The sequence below is a fragment of the Ensifer sp. SL37 genome (assembly GCF_026672675.1).
Taxonomy (GTDB): Bacteria; Pseudomonadota; Alphaproteobacteria; order Rhizobiales; family Rhizobiaceae; genus Ensifer; species Ensifer adhaerens.
This window is the reverse complement of the sequence record NZ_JAPPRN010000006.1, coordinates 1658313-1679587: the sequence shown is the minus strand read 5'-3', so window position 1 is coordinate 1679587 and position 21275 is coordinate 1658313. Positions and strand designations below refer to the sequence as shown.

Genomic DNA, 21275 nt, shown 5'->3' with positions numbered 1-21275 from the left:
TTTGATGCGCCGCAGCAATCGTGCTGCGGCTTTCTTTTTTTCTATTTGTTTTCATTACCTTAAGTCGAGCGTCAGAATCTGGCACGCCCCTTGAATGTCATGGTTCGGTTGCACGGCGCTCTGGCGCTCCGCAGCAAGGAGAGACGGCCTCCGCCGGAGGCGAACAAGGATGAAACCAGATGAAAATTGTGATGGCCATTATCAAGCCGTTCAAGCTCGATGAGGTTCGCGAAGCCCTCACTGCTGTCGGCATCCAGGGCCTGACCGTGACCGAAGTCAAAGGCTACGGCCGCCAGAAGGGACATACCGAAATCTACCGCGGTACCGAATATGCCGTGAGCTTCCTGCCGAAACTGAAGGTCGAGATCGCCGTTCCTTCAGAACTCGTCGACAAGGCCGTTGAAGCGATCGCCGCAGCCGCCAAGACCGGCCAGATCGGCGACGGAAAGATCTTCGTCTACGCCATTGACCATGCGGTGCGCATCCGCACCGGCGAAACCGATTCAGAAGCGTTGTAAACCACGCCGTTCAGGGAGCACTACCTCGATGTCATCACTTAAGCTTTCCACCTCTCTTGGACGCCTGGGCGCAATGACCGCCGCCCTGCTTGCGCCGGCCGTGGCCTTCGCGCAGGAAGCGGCACCGGCGGCGGCCGCAGCCGCAGCCGTGCCGGTGCCGGACAAGGCCGATACCGCCTTCATGTTCATCTCGACGCTTCTCGTCTTCTTCATGCTGATCCCGGGCCTCGCGCTGTTCTACGGCGGCCTGGTGCGCGCCAAGAACATGCTGTCGGTGCTGATGCAGTGCACCGTGATCGGCGCAACGATGATGATCGTCTGGGTCGTCTACGGTTATTCCTTCGCCTTCGGCGGCTCGACCAGCCCCTATTTCGGCGGCTTCGCCAAGATGTTCCTCGCCGGCGTCACCACTGAGAGCACGTCGGCCACTTTCTCGGAAGGCGTCGTCATTCCGGAATACATCTTCATGCTGTTCCAGATGACCTTCGCGGCACTGACCCCGGCGCTGATCGTCGGCGCCTTTGCCGAGCGCATCAAGTTCTCCGCAGCCGTGCTCTTCTCGGTGCTCTGGGCGACCTTCGTCTATTTCCCGATCGCCCACATGGTCTGGGACGGCAACGGCCTACTCTTCGGCATGGGCGCGCTTGACTTCGCCGGCGGCACCGTCGTTCACATCAATGCCGGCGTGGCTGGCCTGATCGGCGCGATCATGGTCGGCAAGCGCACCGGCTACGGCCGCGACATGATGGCACCGCACTCGATGACGCTGACGCTGGTTGGTGCTGCCATGCTCTGGTTCGGCTGGTTCGGCTTCAACGCCGGCTCGAACCTCGAAGCCTCGGGCGGCGCCATGCTCGCGACCGTCAACACCTTCCTTGCAACCGCAGCCGCCATCCTTTCCTGGTCGGCCGTCGAAACCTTCACCCGCGGCAAGGCCTCGATGCTGGGCGCCGCCTCGGGCATGATCGCCGGTCTCGTCGCCATCACGCCCGCCGCCGGCATTGCCGGCCCGATGGGCGCGATCGTCATGGGCGTGCTCGTCTCGCCGCTCTGCTACTTCTTCGTCTCTGTCGTGAAGAACAAGTTCCACTATGACGACACGGCAGACGTCTTCGGCGTCCACGGCGTCGGCGGCTTCTTCGGTGCGCTTGCCACCGGCATCTTCGCCTCCTCGTCGCTCGGCGGCATCGGTTATGCCGACGGCGTCACCATGGGCGGCCAGTTCATGACCCAGCTGACCGCGGTTGCCATCACCATCGTCTGGTGCGGCGTCGTCTCCGTCATCCTCTACAAGCTGGTGGACTCGATCGTCGGCCTGCGCGTCTCCGTCGAAGCCGAACGCGAGGGCCTCGACCTCTCGTCGCACGGTGAAGCCGCCTACCACAGCTAAGCGGATCGCGGCGCCGGCAATTCGGCGCCGCCTACAGTCCCGTCGCGATCCGCCCCACGCGGATCGCCCTTGGCCCGGATCGGAAGCTCCGGGCCTTTTTTCGTGCCGATCGGTCCGGCTGCGACTGCTATTTTAGCGCCAACTACGCATGGTTAATGTCGCATTAACCGTACACCGCTTAGGTTGATTCCATGGCGCGCAATGCGCCGTGAAGATCGAGACGGGCAGCAGGCAACATGAGCAGAAGCAATCCGGCAGCGCTTGACAGCCGTTCCAACCGGTTCGTGCTAACCACCTTCGTTTGGCGACAGATCGCGTCGCTGGCGGGCTTTGCGCTGTTCGGCGCATTGGCGCTGGCCGTCGCAGCGCTCTCGACGTGGAACGTCGCCGATCCCAGCTTCTCCTACGCCACGTCACAAGCGCCGACCAACGTGCTCGGTTACACGGGTGCTGCCTTTGCCGACATCTTCATGCAGTTCTTCGGGCTGGCCAGCGTCGTCGCCCTCCTGCCGGCCGTCGCCTGGGCCCTGGTGCTGATCGGCGGCAAACGTTTCGACAAGGTCTTCAAGCGCCTCGGCCTCTGGTTCGTCGGCTCGGTGCTTGCCGGCGCAGCACTCAGCTGTGTTCCCGCCCCCATCACCTGGCCGCTGCCCAACGGCCTTGGAGGCGTCTTCGGCGACATGATCCTGCGCTTCCCCGCGCTCTTTACCGGTGCCTTCCCGACCGGCACGCTTGCGACCATTCTTGCCTGCATCTTCGCCGTCCCCGCCGCCTGGTGCCTGGTCTATAGCGCCGGCCTGATCGGCGTCAGCGACGAGGAGGAGGAAGAGGAAATTGCCGAGCCGACGCCGAGCAAGGCGCGCACCGTGCGCGACGAACTGGACGAGGACGACAGCGAAGGCCCCTTCACCCTGCTGATGGGCTCCTTCGCCCATATGCGCTACACCATGCACGCGCGCATGCGCCGCATTTTCGGCATGAGCGGCACCCGAGCCACGCCCAAGCGCCAGTACGACGAACCCTATGATTTCAACAACGACGAGTTCGGCACACTGAACGAGCCCGCCCGGCCGAAGCCGATGGCCGCCGGCGACCGCATCGAGCCCTCGCTCGACCGCTCCGAGCGCCGCATCCTCACCCCGCCGCCGATCATGGCCGACGACGAGGACGACGATCTGCCCTTCGACATCGACGAGCGCCGCCCCGCCGGCATTCTGCCCGACGACGAAGACTACGATGCAGCCGCCGACTGGGCGCCGAAGGCGGCACCGCCGAAGCAGGGCCTGCCCAAGGGCGGCTCGCGCGTTTCGACGCCTGCTCCTCGCCCGAAGACGGGCCAGCGCGTCGAGCGCGAAGCCCAGCGCTCCTTCGTCGACGACAACGATGGCGACTTCACGCTGCCGCCGATGCATTTCCTTGCCGAGCCGAAAAACGTCGGCCGCGACGCCTCGCTCTCGCCCGATGCGCTGGAGCAGAACGCCCGCATGCTCGAAGGCGTGCTTGAAGATTTCGGCGTCAAGGGCGAGATCATCCACGTTCGCCCTGGCCCGGTCGTTACCCTCTACGAACTGGAACCGGCACCGGGCATCAAGTCCTCCCGCGTCATCGGCCTTGCCGACGATATCGCCCGCTCGATGAGCGCGATCGCGGCTCGCGTCGCCGTCGTTCCCGGCCGCAACGCCATCGGCATCGAACTGCCGAACCAGCGGCGCGAAACCGTCTATCTGCGCGAACTCATCGGCTCGCGCGATTTCGAGACCTCCAAGGCCCGCCTTGCCATGGCGCTCGGCAAGACGATCGGCGGCGAGCCCGTCGTCGCCGATCTCGCCAAGATGCCGCATCTGCTCGTCGCCGGCACCACCGGTTCGGGCAAATCGGTCGCGATCAATACCATGATCCTGTCGCTGCTCTATCGGCTGAGCCCCGATCAGTGCCGCCTGATCATGATCGACCCGAAGATGCTCGAACTTTCCGTCTATGACGGCATCCCACACCTGCTTTCGCCGGTTGTGACCGACCCCAAGAAGGCGGTCGTCGCACTGAAGTGGACGGTGCGCGAGATGGAAGAGCGCTACAAGAAGATGTCGAAGATCGGCGTGCGCAACATCGACGGCTTCAACAGCCGCGTCGAGCAGGCGCTTGCCAAGGGCGAACAGATCACCCGCACGGTGCAGACCGGCTTCGACCGCCAGACCGGCGAAGCCATGTACGAGACGGAAGAATTCGATCTGGCGCCAATGCCCTACATCGTCGTCATCATCGACGAAATGGCCGACCTGATGATGGTCGCCGGCAAGGACATCGAGGGCGCCGTGCAGCGGCTCGCCCAGATGGCCCGCGCCGCCGGCATCCATGTCATCATGGCGACGCAGCGCCCCTCGGTCGACGTCATCACCGGCACGATCAAGGCAAACTTCCCGACCCGCATCTCGTTCCAGGTGACCTCGAAGATCGACAGCCGCACCATCCTTGGCGAACAGGGCGCCGAACAGCTGCTCGGCATGGGCGACATGCTCTACATGGCCGGCGGCGGCCGCATCCAGCGCGTCCACGGCCCCTTCGTCTCCGACACCGAGGTCGAAGAGGTCGTCGCCTACCTGAAGACGCAAGGCGTACCGCAATATCTCGATGCCATCACCGAGGATGACGACGAGGATGGCGAGGGCGGCGGCCCGGCCGGCACCTCCAATCTCGCCGATTCCGACGATCCTTACGACCAGGCGGTTGCGGTCGTCCTGCGCGACGGCAAGGCCTCCACCTCCTACGTGCAGCGACGCCTCGGGATCGGTTACAATCGTGCCGCATCGCTGATCGAGCGCATGGAGCAGGAGGGCATCATCGGGCCGGCGAACCACGCCGGCAAACGCGAGATCCTCGTTCCGACCGAAGAGTAAGTCACCGGACCACAGGGCAATTACCGCAGATTCGCGTGAGGCGAATGCATTGATAGAAAAGACGCCCGGCGGATGCGGGCAGAGGCCCTGGATAAAGGGCCAAACCGGTAACAGTCATGTGAGAGCGCGAGCGAAAAAGCTCGAAAATGGCGCCTTGAAGGCGCCGCACTTGCGCTCCAGATGATTCGTAAATGAAGGAGACCGAGATGACAGAGACTAAGACTGGCGAGCGCAACCACCCGGTAATGTCGCGCCGCCTCTTCGTGTGCGGGCTTGCGGCACTTGGCGGCATCGGCGGCACCGGTCTCGACCTCGGCCAGGCCTTCGCCCAGGCCCCGAGCGCTGCCCAGAAGATCGCCGACCATTTCTCCTCGGTGAAGACCATGGCCGGCGAATTCGTCCAGTTCGGCCCGCGCGGCGAGCAGACCGGCGGCAAATTCTATATCCGCCGTCCCGGCCGCATCCGCTTCAACTACGAGGCCCCCTCGCCGATGCGCGTCATCGCCGACGGCAAGTCCGTCGTCATCGGCAACATGAAGCTCAAGACCTGGGACATCTATCCGCTGTCGAAGACTCCGCTCAACCTGCTGCTCAGCGAGAGGATCGACCTGACCGGCAAGATGGTGCGCGACGTCAAGGAAGAGTCCGACCTCATCACCATCGTGCTTGGCGACCGTTCGATCTTCGGCGATTCGACCATCACCATGATGTTCGACCCGAAGACCTACGATCTGCGCCAGTGGACCATCACCGACGCGCAGAAGAAGGACACCTCGGTCATGATCTTCAATGTGAAGACCGGTATGGCGCTGGACGACAAGGTCTTCCAGATCCCCTATGACGAGGTCCGCAACAAGCGCGGCGGCTGAGCGACATCACGCGCCAAGCCGACCTTCGCGCGTCCATAGGACGCGCGGTTTTTAGTGCGGCCTCGTTCAGGCATTCCTTGTCCCGGCGCGCCGGACCTGCTTAAAGCTCGGGTCAAACATCCATCCCGAGCCGGCCTTCCCTTCGCGAGCGTCCGGCCCCAGCCGATCAGGGAATGACGCATGGCCCTTTCCGTCGCCACTTGGAACATCAACTCCGTTCGCCTGCGCATGCCGCTGGTCGAGCATCTGCTGCAGACCTGGCAGCCTGACATCCTCTGCCTGCAGGAAACCAAGTGCCCGAACGACCAGTTTCCGTCCAAGCCCCTGAAGGCGCTCGGCTACAATCATATCGAGATGCACGGCCAGAAGGGCTATCACGGCGTGGCGACGATCTCGCGCCTGCCGCTGCATGAGCTTAGCGATCGCCGCGACTATTGCGGCATCGGCGACGCCCGCCATCTCTCGGTCGTTTTCGAGGCCGGCGGCAAGAAGATCCGGCTGCATAATTTCTACGTGCCTGCCGGCGGCGACGAGCCGGACCGCACCATCAATCCGAAATTCGGCCACAAGCTCGATTTCGTCGAGGAGATGAAGCTGCTGCACGCCGAAGCCGAGGCCGGCATTTCCTCGATCCTCGTCGGCGACCTCAATATCGCGCCGCTGGAAGACGACGTCTGGTCGCACAAGCAGCTCCTGAAGATCGTCAGCCATACGCCGATCGAAACCGAGGGGCTGACCACGGTCATGAACGGCGGCGGCTGGGTCGATCTGATGCGCCAGCACACGCCATCCCCGACCAAGCTCTACACCTGGTGGAGCTACCGGGCGAAGGACTGGGAAGCTGCCGACCGTGGCCGCCGGCTCGACCATATCTGGTCGTCCGCCGACCTCGCGCCGGCGCTCAAGAACGTCGACATCCTGCGGGAAGCGCGCGGCTGGGAGCGCCCCTCAGACCACGTGCCCGTCATCGCGCACTTCGACATCTAGGACGTCATTTTCTGGGCGGCGGCACGCGCCTTCGGCGCCCGCTGTTCCATCAAGATAAACATGACTAAAAGAATCATATTTTTCTTGATGCGCATTTCCAAACGGACTATCCCTCTTGTCGGGCGGCGGGGACACCGCCTCCGATGGCCGCTCAGCCGTCGTTTTCACTGATATTCGGGTGCTTTGCTCTGGCTTTGGCCGGAGGGTTTTCGTGCGCCCGCAAGAGGGCCAGAGATGCCAAAGACCTTGCCGACCACCTTCCTGCGCGCCTCACGCCGCGCGCTGTCCGCAACCACCGTGCTCGCCGCAAGCGCTGTCGCCGTGATCCTTTCGCCGACAGCGACCCATGCGCAATCGGCCGAAAGCCAGAAGACCACCCGTCTGGAAAAGATCGAAGCGACGGCCGGCAAGGCAGCTGCGACGATAGCCGAGGATAACGACACGATCGTGCCGACACGCAACGTCTCGGCGCTGAAGACCGACACGCCGCTGATCGAAACGCCCCGCTCGGTCTCGGTGGTCACGCGCAAGGAGCTCGAAGAACGCGGCGTGCAGGACATGATCCAGGCAACGCGTTATGCCGCCGGCGTCACGACCGGCGCCTTCGGCTTCGATCCGCGTTTCGACCAGATCTATATCCGCGGCTTCGAGACGACGACGACCGGCGATTTCCGTGACGGCCTGCGCCAGCCCTACATGAACTACGGCACCTTCCCGACGGAGGTCTACGGCCTCGAGCGGATCGAGATCCTGAAAGGTCCGGTCTCGGTCATGTACGGTGCTGCCGGCGCCGGCGGCATCGTCAACCGCATCTCGAAGATGCCGGAGGAGGAGCCCCACCGCGAGGTCGAGCTGCAATATGGCACGATCGGTCGCGCCCAGGCCGCCTTCGATGTCGGCGGGCCGGTAACGGCTGACGGCGACGTCCTCTATCGCATCGTCGGGCTTCTGCGAAACGGCGAGACCAACTACGACGTTGCCGACGATCGTTACCTGCTGCAGCCCTCCTTCACCTGGAAGCCGGACGAAGGCACGTCGCTGACGGTCTACGGCCTGGGGCAGAAGGGCGAAAGCGACGCCAGCCCGCGGGTGCTCGAGCATGACGGCCGGCTGCTGCGCTACAGCGACCCGGACTATGACTACCAGAAGGTCGGCCAGGTCCAGGCCGGTTACAAGTTCGAGCACGAGTTCGACAACGGCCTGACCTTCCGCCAGCACGGCCGCGTCAGCGATCTGGACGTCAAGGCCCGTTACCTGCAGTTCGGGACGGAGGTCGCGCCCGGCGTCTTTGACCGCTCACCCGTCGCCATCAAGGACGACCAGCGCGCCTACCAGATCGACAACCAGCTCGAAGCCAACTTCGACACCGGTGCGGCCTCGCACACGCTGCTGACCGGCCTCGACTACACCTGGATCACCGCGGACTTCGGCCTCGGTTTCGGCGCCGTCGATCCGGCCTATCGCTTCGATCTCAACAATCCGACCTTCGGCGTCGGCGGTCCGACGCCAGCGCTTACCAGCTTCAGCGGGCGGGACCTGCGGCAGACGGGCATCTATGTCCAGGATCAGCTGGAGGTAGGCAACTGGCGCGCCGTTGGTGGCCTTCGCTACGACTGGGTCGACCAGACCAGCACCAACAAGAACACCGGCGTCTTCGATCGCAAGGACGATGGCGAGCTCAACGGGCAGGCCGGCCTGCTCTACCTCTTCGACAACGGCATCGCGCCCTATGCCAGCTACAGCACCTCCTTCGTGCCGCGCACAGAGCTTTCGGCCGATGGCCGCGTGCTCGATCCGACGACCGGCGAGCAGGTCGAACTGGGCGTGAAGTACCAGCCGGAAGGCGAAGCCTATTCACTGAGCGCGGCCTATTACCGGATCGTCGAAAGCGGCGCGCCGCAATACGTGTCCGACCCGTCCCTTCCCGTCGGCTACTACTACAAGTCGGCCGGCGAGGTGACGACCAATGGTTTCGAGGTGGAAGGACGCCGGGAGTTCGACAACGGCCTGAGCTTCATCGCCGCCTATAATTACAACGACGCTGAAATCACCGGAAACGTCGATCCGTCGCTGATCGGCAACGTGCCGTCGACGAAGCCGCGCCATGTCGCATCGCTGTGGGTGAACTATCTTTTGCCCGAAGACACGCAGCTTGCGGGCCTCAGCCTCGGCGGCGGCGTACGGCTGGCGTCAAGCTCCTACACATCCGATGCCAACACCGCCAAGAACGGCGGCGCCGTCTACTTCGACGCCTCGATCGCCTACGACTTCGGCGTCAAGAACCCCGAACTCGACGGACTGTTGCTCGCCGTCAGCGCTACCAATCTCGGCGATCGCCGCGAAGAGGTCTGCACCGATGGCTACTGCTATTTCGGCCAGGGCCGCACCGTGCTCGGTTCGCTGAAATATCGGTGGTAGCGAGAAACCGTAGCGCGGTTCAAGCAAAACGGCCGGCGAGCGCGCCGGCCCGGCGGATCATCGCCTGCAGGTTTTCGCGGATGCGCGCTTCGACGAGCTCGGCCACTTCAGGATATTCCTCCAGCATGCGGCGGAAGAGCGGCCGATTGATGCGAATGACTTCGCTGTCTTCCTCGGCCGTTGCCGTGAACTTACGCTCGACCATCGAGATCAGCGCCAGTTCCGACAGAAGCGCTCCGCGACTGACGGTCGAGACCGTCGTCTCAGAACCGTCGAAACCGGCCTTCGACAGGGACAAGCTGCCGCTGGCGATCGCATAGGCGCAATCGGCCGGCGCCCCCTCGCGAAACAGCTCCTGTCCCTTGAAGATGCGGCGCCGCTCCGCGCCGAAGGCGATCAGCCTCAGCTTGTCCTCGCTGATATCGGCAAACAGCGGCACGTTGGACAGAAGCACGATATCGTCGTTGAGCGCCAAGCGGCTAACCTCCCACGGTCACGCCAGTGCCGGTCCCGATGGACCGGATCGCGCACGCGACCCATGCAAACAACAGTCTACGGAGAACGCGCGAGAAGTGGATTGCCACCCTGCGCACCCCGGCTACGGAACGATCTTGTAGCCGCCGTTCTCTGTCACCAAAATCTCGGCATTGGAAGGGTCCCGCTCGATTTTCTGGCGCAGACGATAGACGTGGGTTTCGAGCGTGTGGGTGGTCACGCCGGAATTGTAGCCCCAGACTTCTTCCAAGAGCACGTCGCGCGTCACCACCTTCTGGTCGGCGCGGTAGAGATAGCGGATGATCGCCGCTTCCTTTTCGGTAAGCCGGATCTTCTGGCCGTTTTCGAGCGTCAGCAGCTTCTGGCTCGGCTTGAACGTGTAGGGCCCGACACTGAAGGTTGCGTCCTCGCTCTGCTCGTGCTGGCGCAGCTGCGCGCGGATGCGGGCGAGCAGTACGGCGAAACGGAACGGCTTCGTCACATAATCGTTGGCGCCGGCCTCAAGGCCGAGAATCGTATCGGAATCGGTGTCGTGGCCGGTCAGCATGATGATCGGCGCCTTGAAGCCGCCCTTGCGCAGCAGCTTCACCGCTTCGCGACCGTCCATGTCCGGCAGGCCGACATCCATGATCAACAGGTCCACCTGCTGGGCACGCGCCGTCTGGATGCCCTTGCCGGCAGTCGCTTCCTGGATGAGGTCGAATTCCTCGTAGAGCGAGAGCTGCTCGACCAGGGTCTCGCGCAGGTCATTGTCGTCATCGACAAGAAGAATGGTACGGGTCGCCATGGGACAATTCCTGTTTGCTTCCGTTTTCAAACTAGCTCAAATGCCTGTGTTGGCAAGCGAACCAGCGTTGCTACCTCTTTATATCCGTAACCGTGCTTATGGTGCCCCCCAAATCACGGGCAAAGCAAAAATCCGTGAGAATGATGCTCAAGAAAACGTCGGGAAGAAGACCAGCCAAATCTGTCATCACCGTGCGCGCCGCACCGCGCGATCGCAAGCGAGCACTTGTCTCGTTCGACGGCCGCGTCGAGCACGCCGCCATCGGGCGAAGCGGCATTACCAGCCTGAAGCGCGAGGGCGATGGCGCCACGCCACGCGCCGCGATGAAGCTGATCGGCGGCTATGTCAGGCGCGACCGCCTCCTCCTGCCGCCGACGCCGCTGCCGACCCGGACGACGCGCACGGGCATGCTGTGGTGCGACGCGACACGCCACGCGCTCTACAATCGCCCGGTCAAGGCGCCCTTCCAGCCGAGCCATGAGGAATTAATGCGTGACGACGGGCTCTACGACATCTGCCTGGTGATGGACTGGAACCTGCTCGCGCGCCGGCGAAATGCCGGTTCGGCGATCTTCTTTCACCTGATCCGGCCGGGCTACGAGCCGACGCAGGGCTGCGTCGCCGTCAGCCTGCCGGCGATGCGTCGGCTGATCCCGCATATGCGCCGCGGCACCGTCGTGAAGGTAATCTGACCTCGACGTCCGATCGGCTCAATCGAGCGAACGCGGCGTCACGAAGCGCGCGAGCCTGGCCCCGCCGGACAGAAGCTCACGCCAGCCAGTCGCTTCGAATTCAAGGACGGCAAGCGCCGCCGTCGGAAACTTGTCCGCCATGCGCATACGCAGATCCGCATCGCCGGAGCCGACGAGTTCATGCGCCAGGTCCTCCATGCCGGGATTGTGGCCGACGATCAGCAGCGTCCTGATGGCCGGGTCGGTTGCACGAAGCACGCTGAGGATCTGGGCGGCCTCCACCTCATAGATCGCCCGGGTGTTTTCGACCGTGATGCCGGGCGGCAAGGCAGCGGCTACCAGTGTCCAGGTCTCCTGCGCCCGTTTCGCGGTCGAGACGAGGGCGAGATCCGGCACGAGCGCATGCCGAGCCATATAGCCCCCCATCAGTGGCGCCGCCTTGCGGCCTCGCTCGCCGAGCGGTCGGTTGATGTCGGCGACGCCGTCCGGCCAGGCGGACTTGGCATGGCGCAACAGCAGCAGACGGTAGCGTTGCACAGGCAGATCGTCGCTCATCCCATCATTCTCCCCAAGGTGCCTCGGCCCGCACAGCTTAACCCATTTCAGGCGCGCGGGTGGGGAGAGCGCCAAATAAAAAAGGCCGCCCCGAAGGGCGGCCATTGACGCCGGAAAAGCTCAGACCCGGCCTATTTCCATTCGCGGATATCGACGAAATGACCCGCGACCGCAGCGGCTGCCGCCATCGCCGGCGAGACCAGATGCGTGCGGCCCTTGAAGCCCTGACGGCCCTCGAAGTTGCGGTTCGATGTGGAGGCGCAACGCTCGCCGGGCTTCAGCCGGTCGTCGTTCATCGCCAGGCACATGGAGCAGCCCGGCTCGCGCCAGTCGAAGCCCGCTTCGCGGAAGATCTTGTCGAGGCCTTCGGCCTCGGCCTGTTCCTTCACGAGGCCGGATCCCGGAACGATCATCGCCGAAACGGTCGAGGCGACCTTGCGGCCTTCGACCACCTCGGCCACGGCCCGGAGGTCCTCGATGCGGCCGTTGGTGCACGAGCCGATGAAGACGCGGTCGACGGCGATGTCGGTGATCTTCGTGCCCGGCTTCAGGCCCATATAGTCGAGCGCGCGCCACTTGGAGGCCCGCTTGTTCTCTTCCTGGATCTCATCCGGATTGGGAACGATGCCCTGAACCGAGATGACGTCTTCCGGCGACGAGCCCCAGGAGACGATCGGCGGCAGGTTGGCGGCGTCGAGCACGACGACGCGATCGTAATGCGCACCCTCGTCCGTGTGCAGCGTCTTCCAGTAGTCGAGCGCCATGTCCCAGGCCTTGCCCTTCGGTGCGCGCGGCTTGTCCTTGATATAGGCGAACGTCGTTTCGTCAGGCGCGATCAGGCCGGCGCGGGCGCCGCCTTCGATCGTCATGTTGCAGATGGTCATGCGGCCTTCCATCGACAGCGAGCGGATCGCTTCGCCGGCAAACTCGATGACGTGGCCGGTGCCGCCGGCAGTGCCGATCTCGCCGATGATGGCGAGGATGATGTCCTTGGCGGTGACGCCCGGCGGCAGCTGGCCGTCGACGCGCACCAGCATGTTCTTCGCCTTCTTCTGGATCAGCGTCTGGGTCGCGAGCACGTGCTCGACTTCCGACGTGCCGATGCCGTGGGCCAGCGAACCGAAGGCGCCATGTGTCGAGGTGTGGCTGTCACCGCACACGATGGTCATGCCCGGCAGGGTGAAGCCCTGCTCGGGGCCGACGATGTGCACGATGCCCTGGCGCTTGTCGTTTTCCGAGTAGTATTCGACGCCGAAGTCGGCGGCGTTCTTGGCGAGCGCCTCGACCTGGATGCGGCTTTCCTCGTTCTTGATGCCGAGGTGACGGTCGGCCGAAGTCGGAACATTGTGGTCGACGACAGCGAGCGTCTTTTCAGGCGCACGGACCTTGCGGCCGGCCATGCGCAGACCTTCGAAGGCCTGCGGACTCGTCACTTCGTGAACGAGGTGACGGTCGATGTAGAGAAGACAGGTGCCGTCGTCCTGTGCGTTGACCAGGTGATCGTCCCAGATCTTGTCATAGAGGGTACGCGGTGCGCTCATGGCGGTATATCCATCGAGTTTTCAAAAAAAGTAGGAAAGCCGGCGGCAAGGCGGCCGGAAGCACTGATCAGGAGATCAGGATAGGCGGCTTGTAAGCGCCCCGTGGACGCGCGCAAAGAAGCGTGCCGGCAGGCGCTTGTGGTCCTGCAGCACGACGATTTTCTGCTCGCTACATCCGAATTTGGATTCCATGGCCGTGTTCATATCAATTTTCTGACAGGTCGGCAATTGCCGGAAACGGACTCAGCGCTGCTCCGCGCGCCTGAGCCGCCGCTCCAGCCCCCGCAATCCCAGCGACAGACCGATGGTCAGCACGAGATAGACATAGGCAACGATCGAATAGGTCTCGAAGAAGCGAAAGGAGCCGGAGGCATAGACCTTGCCCATCTGCGTGATGTCGGCGACGCCGAGCACCGAGACGAGCGAACTGTCCTTGACCATGGCGATAAAATCGTTGCCGAGCGGCGGCAGGATCACGCGGATCGCCTGCGGAAAGATGACGAGACGAAAGCGCTGGTAGCGTGAAAACCCCAGCGCCTTGGCGGCTTCGACCTGCCCCTTGTCTACCGAGAGGATGCCCGCCCGGAACACTTCGGCGATGAACGCAGAATAGCCGATCATCAGCGCCAGGATCGCCCGCCACATCAAGGAGATGTCGCGCACGACAACCGGCTCCATCCAGCCGGCGCTGATCAGCGGTGCTGAGATGAAATTGGCCGCGACGACGAGCCCCGGCGCGCCGACGAAGGCAATGTAGAACAGAAGCACCAGGATCGGCACGCCGCGGATGACTTCCGTATAGAAGCGGGCGATCTGCCGAAGGGACGAGTGCTCGGAGAGCGCCATCAGCGCGATGCCGAGGCCGAGCGTCGTCGCCAGCACGAAGCCCATGAGGGTCACGAAGACGGTGACGCCAAGGCCCTTGAAGACGACGGTGAAGACTTCCGAGAAGATGTCATTGCTGATGATCACGGCGGCGAGCGCCACAGCGATCACAACAAGGGCGACCAACCACCAGGGATAGTCGCCCTTGCCGGACATGTCTGAAGATTGTGGAGCGGCCATAGCCTGCTATCAGCCGCCCATCTTGTATTCGAGGAACCACTTCTTATCGAGGGCGTCGAAGGTACCGTCTTCCTTCAGCGCCTTGATCGCGGCGTTGACCGGAGCCACGAGATCCGAGCCCTTCGGGAAGATGAAGCCGAAATCCTCGGTGCCGAGCGGCCCACCGACGACCTTGAGCTTGCCTTCGGAGGAATCGACATAGCCCTTGGCGGCGACGCTATCGGTCAGGACCACATCGACGTCGCCGGCCTTCAGCGCCTGAACGGTCGCGCCGAAGGTCTCAAACAGCTTGATGCGCGGGTTCTGCTCGTTGCCGTCGAGCATTTCGTAGACGGCGGTGTAGAACGGCGAGGTACCCGGCTGTGCGCCGACGAGACCGTCGGCAAAGGCGCCGAAGCTCTTGCCATCGTTGAAGCGGGCCTCGTCGCTGCGCACCAGCATGAACTGCTGCGAGCGCATGTAGGGGTCCGAGAAATCGACCTTTTCCTTGCGGTCGTCCTTGATGGTGATGCCCGTCATGCCGATCTGGTACTGACCGTCATGCACCGCCTGGATCATCGCGTCCCAGCTGGTGTTCTGGTATTCGACCTTGAAATTCAACCGCTTGGCGATCTCGTTCATCGCGTCGTATTCCCAGCCCTTGGCTTCGCCGGACTTCGGATCGACAAACTGCAGCGGCGGGTAGGCGTTCTCCGTGACGACGACGACCGTCTTGCCGCCGAGGTCAGGCAGGTCGGCGGCCAGCGCCGGTGCAGAAAACGCAAAAGGTGCTGCAAGTGCGGCTGCGATGCCCGCAAGCACGTGGCGACGGATTGTCATTGGAGGAGCTCCCGAAAAGTGTGGCAGCGGAAAATGTCACAAATTCCGTCGAAAAGACAAGCGGATAGTACCAAAAAAGAAAGGCGGCCGAGGCCGCCTTTCCAACAATCCCTAGGGATTGAAATGTTATTCTGCTGCGGCTTCCGCTGCTGCCTTTGCTTCGGCGGCTTCGGCTGCTGCCTTCTCGGCGGCGAGCGCCTGAGCTGCTGCAACCTTTTCAGCCTCGATGCGTGCCTTTTCCTCGGCAATCGCCTGACGCTCGGCTTCGTTCAGCTTGCGGGCGCGCGTGCCGGTGTTCTCGACGATACGAGCCGACTTACCGCGACGGTCGCGCAGGTAGTAGAGCTTGGCGCGACGGACCTTACCGCGGCGAACCACTTCGACGCTCTCGACGAGCGGAGAGTAAACCGGGAATACGCGCTCGACGCCTTCGCCGTAGGAGATTTTGCGAACGGTGAAGCTTTCGTTGATGCCGCCGCCCGAACGAGCGATGCAAACGCCTTCATAGGCCTGGACGCGGGTACGGTTGCCTTCGACAACGCGGACGTTGACGCGGAGCGTGTCGCCTGCGGAGAATTCCGGGAGCGTGCGCTTGGCGGCGATCTTGGCGGCCTGTTCGGCTTCCAGCTGCTGGATGATGTTCATCGGTCTAACCTTTCAAGTTCTTCTGAAACAGCCAGAGCGCTCTCGATGAACCTGTCGGGCCAGCCTTCAGGTCTTGCCGGATACCGGCAGGAGCGGATTCGCCATTCTTTGTTTTGGTCGGCGGGCATGGAACCCGAACCGGGCCGGCACTTACACCAATCGCACTGCCTTGTCATCCCCGAAGGCCATAATTTCTAAGGCATCCGCGCCAGGAAAGCCGAATTTATCAGAAAATACGCAAACACGCGCGTGATGATTGTCCGATGCAACGGACTTGCGGCCGGCACAACCACCGGCTATCCCGAGCATGAGGGGTCGGGGGAGACCATGAACATCTTCGAAATACTCATGCTGTTTGCGGCCGGCTTCCTGTCCGGCGTCGTCAATGCCATTGCCGGCGGCGGAACCTTCCTTACCTTCGGGGCGATGACGCTTGGCGGTCTCTCGCCAATCGTCGCCAACGCGACCTCGTCGATCATCCAGTTTCCAGGCTACATCACCTCGGCGCTCGCCTATGCCAAGGAGATCCGCGCCGACAAGCGCTATGCGATCCTGCTCGGCGTCATCTCCGCACTTGGCGGTCTGGCCGGCGCGCTGCTGCTCATCTCGCTCTCCAATGCCTCCTTCCGCGCGCTTGTGCCCTGGCTGCTGCTGGCGGCAACGGCGATCTTCGCTGCCGGGCCGCTCCTGAAGCCCAAGGCCCGCGTCGACGAGCATGCGATCAATCCGGTCGGCATCGGCGCCCAGTTCGTCACCTCCATTTACGGCGGCTTCTTCGGCGCCGGCATGGGCATCATGATGCTGGCAGTGTTGGGGCTTGCGACCGGCGGCGGCTATCACCGGCTGAACGCGCTCAAGAACTTCATCTCGATCGTCATTGCCGCGATCGCCATCGTCGTCTTTGCCGCCGGCGGAGTCGTGTCCTGGCTGCACGCGGCAATCATGGTGCCAGGGGCCGCCCTTGGCGGCTACAGCGGCGTCTGGGCAGCAAGACGCGTGCCGCAGGCGGTCATCCGCGCGCTGGTCGTCGCCGTCGGCCTGCTGCTTGCCGCCTATTACTTCTTCACGGGCTGATTAAGAAGATCGGGCCGGCGCTCGGCGGTCAGCCGCCGCGCCTCCGCCTCGCGCCATTTGGCAATGGCGCCGTGATTGCCCGAGGTCAGCACTGCCGGGATTTCGCGGCCTTCGAAGACCTGTGGGCGGGTGTAGTGCGGATGCTCGAGCAGCCCGCCTTCGAAGCTCTCATGCACACCCGAAAGCTCGTTGCCCATGACACCCGGCAGGATGCGCACCACGGCATCGAGCAGCGTGAGGGCCGCCGGCTCGCCGCCCGAAAGAATATAGTCGCCGATCGAAACCTCTTCGAGGCCGCGGGCGTCGATCACCCGCTGATCGACACCTTCGAAGCGTCCGCAAACGATGACGACGCCGGGGCCGACGGCGAGTTCACGCACCCGCTCCTGTGTCAGCGGTCGGCCACGCGGGCTCATCAGCAATCGCGGCCGATCGTCGTTCTCCGAGACACGATCGATCGCGCGCGCGAGCACATCCGGCTTCAGCACCATGCCGGCGCCGCCGCCAGCCGGCGTGTCGTCGACAGTGCGATGCTTGTCCTCGGCGAAATCACGGATCTGCACCGGCTCGATCGACCACTGGCCACGCTCGAGCGCCTTGCCGGAAAGCGAGGCGCCGAGATGGCCCGGAAACATTTCGGGATAGAGCGTCAGGATGGTGGCGCGAAACGTCATGGCCGCAACGCTCACTTGCGCTTCGCGGAAAACGGGCTACCCGGATCCTGGTCCTTGTCGTCGGTCAGGCCGGCCGCAACCGGATCGACCAGCAGCCGCCCCGCTTCCAGATCGATCTCCAGCACCGACCATTCGGTAAACGGGATCAGCACCGGACGTCGGCCTGGCCCCTTCAGCTCAAGGAGATCGCCGGCGCCGAAATCGAAGACACCGCTGACCTTGCCGTAGCTCGTGCCATTGCCGTCGATCGCTTCCAGGCCCTCGAGATCGGCATAGAAGAACTCGTCCTCGTCGAGATCGTCGTCGGGCAGGTTGTCGCGCTCGATGAACAGGTCGAGGCCGTTGAGCGCCTCGGCGGCATTGCGGTCATTGACGCCGCGAAAGCGAACGATGACGACGTTTTTCGCCTCGCGAATCTCCAGCACCTCGAACACACGGCCGTCTGCGCTGTGCAGATTGCCATACTCGCCGAGCGCCGTCGGATCATCGGTAAAGGACTTGACCCTGACCTCGCCGCGCAGGCCCTGCGCCGCGCCGATCGTCGCCATCAGAACCGGGTTTTCGAGTTTGCTCATCGTCCGCGTCCGTTTCGGTATATCTCGGTGCACATAACGGAAAACGGGCGGCATGGAAATGCCACCCGTTTCCTTAAGTCACGGCCAGCCGGAGAGCTGCGTCGGCAGATGCCCGCCGATCACTCTCCGGACCGTTCGCCGGCTGTTATTCAGCAGCAGCAGCAGCGGCGTCTTCAGCCTTCTGCTTGGCTTCAGCAGCGCGCTCCTGAGCCTTCTTGCCCGGGGCACCCTTGGTCGGGTTGCTGCGAGCCGGGCGCTTTGCGAGACCGGCCTGGTCGAGGAAGCGCAGAACGCGGTCGGTCGGCTGGGCGCCCTGGGCGATCCAGTGGTTGACGCGCTCGGCGTCGAGCTCGACACGCTTTTCGTCGTCCTTGCCGAGCATCGGGTTCCACGAGCCGATCTTCTCGAGGAAGCGACCGTCACGCGGGCTGCGGGCGTCGGCAACGACGATCTGGTAGTAAGGACGCTTCTTGGAACCGCCACGGGCGAGACGAATTTTCAGTGCCATTTGAGTAACTCCTTGCAGGCTTTCTTGACCGCTTGGTTCAAGCGGAATGGTTTGTGCCGGCGTTGCCCGCGGAATGCGAGCGATCGGCGGCGATGGCTTCATGATGCCGGATGACTTCCTTGATGATGAAGTTCAGGAACTTCTCGGCGAAATCCGGATCCAGATTGGCATCCTTAGCCAGGCGGCGCAGGCGTTCGATCTGGTATTCTTCGCGCGCCGGGTCGGCCGGCGGCAGTTCGTGCTTGGCTTTCAGAACGCCGACTGCCTGGGTGCAGCGGAAGCGTTCAGCCAGCATGTGGACGAGCGCGGCATCGATATTGTCGATCGACTGCCGGTAGCCCGCCAATTCCTTTTTGATTTCGGGATCAATCATCTTTTAAGCGATCCTCACTTCTTCTTCGGCAGGCCGGGAAGGCCGGGGAAGCCGCCACCAAGACCCGGAAGCTTGGCGCCGCCCAGACCTGGCAGGCCACCGCCGCCAAGGCCCGGCATACCGCCCGGCTTCAGACCGGCGGCTTCCGCCTGCTTCTGCAGGGCTTCGAGCTGCTTCGGGTCGAGCTTCGAGAGATCAGGCATGCCGCCGCCACCGAGGCCGCCAAGGCCCATCTTGTTGGCAAGGCCGCCCATCATCTGCTTCATCATGCCGCCTTTGCCCTTACCGCCCATCATCTTCATCATGTCCGCCATCTGGCGGTGCATCTTCAGAAGCTTGTTGATGTCGGCGGCATCGGTGCCGGAACCGGCGGCGATGCGCTTCTTGCGCGAGTGCTTGAGCAGATCCGGGTTGGCGCGCTCGGCCTTGGTCATCGACGAAATGATGGCGAGCTGGCGCTTGAACAGGCTGTCGTCGAGGCCGGCCGCGGCCATCTTGTCCTTCATGCCGGCCATGCCGGGCATCAGGCCCATGATGCCGCCCATGCCGCCCATCTTCTGCATTTGGCCGAGCTGGTCTGCGAGGTCGTTCAGGTCGAACTTGCCCTTGGCCATCTTGGCAGCCATGGCGGCCGCCTTCTCGGCGTCGATGTTCTCGGCAGCCTTCTCGACGAGCGAGACGATGTCGCCCATGCCGAGGATACGGTCGGCGACCCGGCGAGGGTGGAACTCTTCGAGTTCGCCCATCTTTTCGCCGACGCCGATGAGCTTGATCGGCTTGCCGGTGACCGCACGCATCGACAGCGCTGCACCGCCACGGCCGTCGCCGTCCATACGGGTGAGCACCAGGCCGGTGATGCCGACGCGTTCGTCGAAGTTGCGGGCGAGGTTGACGGCGTCCTGACCGGTCAGCGCATCTGCCACGAGCAGGATTTCATGCGGATTGGACTTCCGCTTGATCTCCGCCATCTCGATCATCAGCGGCTCGTCGATATGGGTACGGCCCGCCGTGTCGAGAATGACGACGTCGTGGCCGCCGAGCTTGGCAGCCTGAACGGCGCGCGCAGCGATATCGGTCGGCGACTGGCCGGCAATAACAGGCAACGTGTCGACGCCGGTCTGCACGCCGAGCTGGCGAAGCTGCTCCTGGGCTGCCGGACGACGCGTGTCGAGCGAAGCCATCAGGACCTTCTTCTTGTCCCTGGTCTTCATCCGGCTGGCGATCTTGCCGGTGGTCGTCGTCTTACCGGAGCCCTGCAGACCGACCATCATGATGACGACCGGCGCCGGCGCATTGAGGTCGATCGTTACGCCCTCGGAGCCGAGCATCTCGACGAGCTGGTCATGGACGATCTTGACGACCATCTGGCCGGGCTTGATCGACTTCAGGATCTCGGCGCCGACGGCCTTTTCACGAACCTTCTCGGTGAAGGAGCGCACGACGTCGAGCGCGACGTCGGCTTCGAGCAGCGCACGGCGAACCTCGCGGAGCGCAGCGGAAACATCGGCTTCCGACAATGCGCCGCGGCCGGTCAGTCCATTCAATATGGAACCAAGGCGGTCCTGGAGGCTCTCGAACATTCTCACTTCCTTCTGGTTTCCGGTGGCGATCAACTCGCCGGAAACGTGGGTTCCTTCGCGCAGAAAACAAGGCGCAAAGCCAAAAACCACCCGAGGGCGCCACGCGCTGTCGGGTGTTGACCTCCGGGTTCTCTTTATACCTTTACGGGACCCGGTCGGTGGCTTCGAAGACTTGAGCTTGCGAAGGAATTGGCGCGGATAAACAGGAAAGCGCGGCAAAAGTCAAGGACGGCAGGCAAATGAGGCGCTTTCGGCTCAGAGCGCCTCGTCCTTGCCGGCGTCGTCGAGTTCGCCAGCCAGCTGCTCGAAGGCGGTCGACACCCGCGTCATCACCCGAAGTGCGGCCACCACTTCGGTCTGGTTGATATCGCCGAGCAGGGCATGCAGCAACTCCACCTCGCGGCGATGGATTTCCGCGAACAGATCACGCCCGGCCGCCGTCGGCGCGCAAAGATAGGCGCCGCGGTGTTCCGGGTTCGGCCGTCTTTCCAGCAACGTCTTGTCCATCAGCCCGTTGACGACCCTGAGCACGAACTGCCGTTTCATCGACAGGCGCCGTCCGGCTTCCGGCACCGTCAGCGGCGTTTCGCAAAAAAGTTCGAGAACCGCCCGCTCCGCCACTGATATGCCGGCACCGTCGAGCATATGTTCTGCCGAGCGCTGCATATTGAGATGGATGGAGCGGACCAGCTTCAGGGTCTTGTAGAGACGTTCTTGCGGGTCGAATCGAACGAGCATGGAACCACGATAGCAATCCAGTTGCTGTCTTCAAGAATTTATTAAACCTTGACCTTTCAACCAAGGCGAACCGCCCGG

At 63.4% G+C, this 21275-nt stretch carries 21 protein-coding genes; 8 read left to right on the top strand and 13 right to left on the bottom strand.

Annotated features, from left to right (window positions below):
• Window positions 1-179: 179 nt before the first annotated feature.
• The 6 genes from OVA00_RS20205 to OVA00_RS20180 all read left to right on the top strand — a co-directional run bounded on the left by OVA00_RS20205 (window position 180) and on the right by OVA00_RS20180 (window position 9076).
• Window positions 180-518 (top strand): P-II family nitrogen regulator, encoded by a 339-nt coding sequence (locus OVA00_RS20205; protein WP_034802765.1) that lies wholly within the window; start codon window positions 180-182, stop codon window positions 516-518.
• Window positions 519-546: 28 nt separating this feature from the next.
• Entirely contained in the window at window positions 547-1908 is a 1362-nt protein-coding gene (locus OVA00_RS20200; RefSeq protein ID WP_060611213.1) for an ammonium transporter, read from the top strand.
• Between the two features lie 236 nt (window positions 1909-2144).
• The gene (locus OVA00_RS20195) at window positions 2145-4802 is read left to right on the top strand and encodes an FtsK/SpoIIIE family DNA translocase (RefSeq protein ID WP_034802771.1); all 2658 of its coding nucleotides are present in this window, start codon (window positions 2145-2147) and stop codon (window positions 4800-4802) included.
• A 206-nt stretch (window positions 4803-5008) separates the two neighbouring features.
• Window positions 5009-5671 carry an outer membrane lipoprotein carrier protein LolA gene (locus OVA00_RS20190; RefSeq protein ID WP_034803111.1) on the top strand — a complete coding sequence of 221 codons (663 nt, stop codon included), beginning with the start codon at window positions 5009-5011 and terminating at the stop codon, window positions 5669-5671.
• A 180-nt stretch (window positions 5672-5851) separates the two neighbouring features.
• Window positions 5852-6658 carry an exodeoxyribonuclease III gene (locus tag OVA00_RS20185; RefSeq protein ID WP_034802774.1) on the top strand — a complete coding sequence of 269 codons (807 nt, stop codon included), beginning with the start codon at window positions 5852-5854 and terminating at the stop codon, window positions 6656-6658.
• Between the two features lie 234 nt (window positions 6659-6892).
• A complete protein-coding gene (locus OVA00_RS20180; RefSeq protein WP_268089528.1) occupies window positions 6893-9076 on the top strand; it encodes a TonB-dependent siderophore receptor in 2184 nt (727 codons plus the stop codon).
• Window positions 9077-9095: 19 nt separating this feature from the next.
• On the opposite strand, the gene OVA00_RS20175 is transcribed toward OVA00_RS20180, so the two are convergent.
• The gene (locus tag OVA00_RS20175; protein WP_034802780.1) at window positions 9096-9551 is read right to left on the bottom strand and encodes a cyclic nucleotide-binding domain-containing protein; all 456 of its coding nucleotides are present in this window, start codon (window positions 9549-9551) and stop codon (window positions 9096-9098) included.
• Window positions 9552-9674: 123 nt separating this feature from the next.
• On the bottom strand, window positions 9675-10358 hold the full coding sequence (locus OVA00_RS20170; RefSeq protein ID WP_034802783.1) for a response regulator transcription factor: 684 nt from the start codon (window positions 10356-10358) through the stop codon (window positions 9675-9677).
• Between the two features lie 143 nt (window positions 10359-10501).
• On the opposite strand from OVA00_RS20170, the gene OVA00_RS20165 reads away from it, so the two are divergent.
• On the top strand, window positions 10502-11050 hold the full coding sequence (locus OVA00_RS20165) for a L,D-transpeptidase family protein (protein WP_090295264.1): 549 nt from the start codon (window positions 10502-10504) through the stop codon (window positions 11048-11050).
• Window positions 11051-11068: 18 nt separating this feature from the next.
• Here OVA00_RS20165 and OVA00_RS20160 read toward each other — a convergent pair whose 3' ends face one another.
• The 5 genes from OVA00_RS20160 to rplS form a co-directional block, all read right to left on the bottom strand.
• Window positions 11069-11605, bottom strand: coding sequence for a SixA phosphatase family protein (locus OVA00_RS20160; RefSeq protein ID WP_034802788.1), 537 nt, complete (start codon window positions 11603-11605; stop codon window positions 11069-11071).
• 131 nt (window positions 11606-11736) lie between these two features.
• Window positions 11737-13146 carry a 3-isopropylmalate dehydratase large subunit gene (gene leuC, locus OVA00_RS20155; RefSeq protein ID WP_060521449.1) on the bottom strand — a complete coding sequence of 470 codons (1410 nt, stop codon included), beginning with the start codon at window positions 13144-13146 and terminating at the stop codon, window positions 11737-11739.
• Window positions 13147-13389: 243 nt separating this feature from the next.
• Window positions 13390-14211 carry an amino acid ABC transporter permease gene (locus tag OVA00_RS20150; protein WP_268089527.1) on the bottom strand — a complete coding sequence of 274 codons (822 nt, stop codon included), beginning with the start codon at window positions 14209-14211 and terminating at the stop codon, window positions 13390-13392.
• Between the two features lie 9 nt (window positions 14212-14220).
• Window positions 14221-15030 (bottom strand): transporter substrate-binding domain-containing protein, encoded by an 810-nt coding sequence (locus OVA00_RS20145; RefSeq protein WP_034802798.1) that lies wholly within the window; start codon window positions 15028-15030, stop codon window positions 14221-14223.
• A 126-nt stretch (window positions 15031-15156) separates the two neighbouring features.
• Complete coding sequence (gene rplS / locus OVA00_RS20140) at window positions 15157-15675, bottom strand: 50S ribosomal protein L19 (RefSeq protein ID WP_043625625.1); 519 nt, start codon at window positions 15673-15675, stop codon at window positions 15157-15159.
• Window positions 15676-16002: 327 nt separating this feature from the next.
• Here rplS and OVA00_RS20135 point away from each other — a divergent pair, with 327 nt between their 5' ends.
• Window positions 16003-16749, top strand: coding sequence for a sulfite exporter TauE/SafE family protein (locus OVA00_RS20135; RefSeq protein WP_060521571.1), 747 nt, complete (start codon window positions 16003-16005; stop codon window positions 16747-16749).
• Here OVA00_RS20135 and trmD read toward each other — a convergent pair.
• From trmD to OVA00_RS20105, 6 genes are all read right to left on the bottom strand, one after another.
• Window positions 16731-17423, bottom strand: a complete 693-nt coding sequence (gene trmD / locus OVA00_RS20130) for a tRNA (guanosine(37)-N1)-methyltransferase TrmD (RefSeq protein WP_060586617.1) — start codon at window positions 17421-17423, stop codon at window positions 16731-16733. The two genes, OVA00_RS20135 and trmD, sit on opposite strands and share 19 nt — an antisense overlap.
• A gap of 11 nt (window positions 17424-17434) precedes the next feature.
• On the bottom strand, window positions 17435-17998 hold the full coding sequence (gene rimM / locus OVA00_RS20125) for a ribosome maturation factor RimM (protein WP_034803120.1): 564 nt from the start codon (window positions 17996-17998) through the stop codon (window positions 17435-17437).
• Window positions 17999-18143: 145 nt separating this feature from the next.
• On the bottom strand, window positions 18144-18506 hold the full coding sequence (gene rpsP, locus OVA00_RS20120) for a 30S ribosomal protein S16 (protein WP_034802802.1): 363 nt from the start codon (window positions 18504-18506) through the stop codon (window positions 18144-18146).
• 37 nt (window positions 18507-18543) lie between these two features.
• Window positions 18544-18879 (bottom strand): chorismate mutase, encoded by a 336-nt coding sequence (locus OVA00_RS20115; RefSeq protein ID WP_034802805.1) that lies wholly within the window; start codon window positions 18877-18879, stop codon window positions 18544-18546.
• A gap of 14 nt (window positions 18880-18893) precedes the next feature.
• Entirely contained in the window at window positions 18894-20459 is a 1566-nt protein-coding gene (ffh, locus tag OVA00_RS20110; RefSeq protein ID WP_034803123.1) for a signal recognition particle protein, read from the bottom strand.
• 255 nt (window positions 20460-20714) lie between these two features.
• A complete protein-coding gene (locus OVA00_RS20105; RefSeq protein ID WP_268089526.1) occupies window positions 20715-21197 on the bottom strand; it encodes a MarR family winged helix-turn-helix transcriptional regulator in 483 nt (160 codons plus the stop codon).
• Between the last annotated feature and the right edge of the window lie 78 nt (window positions 21198-21275).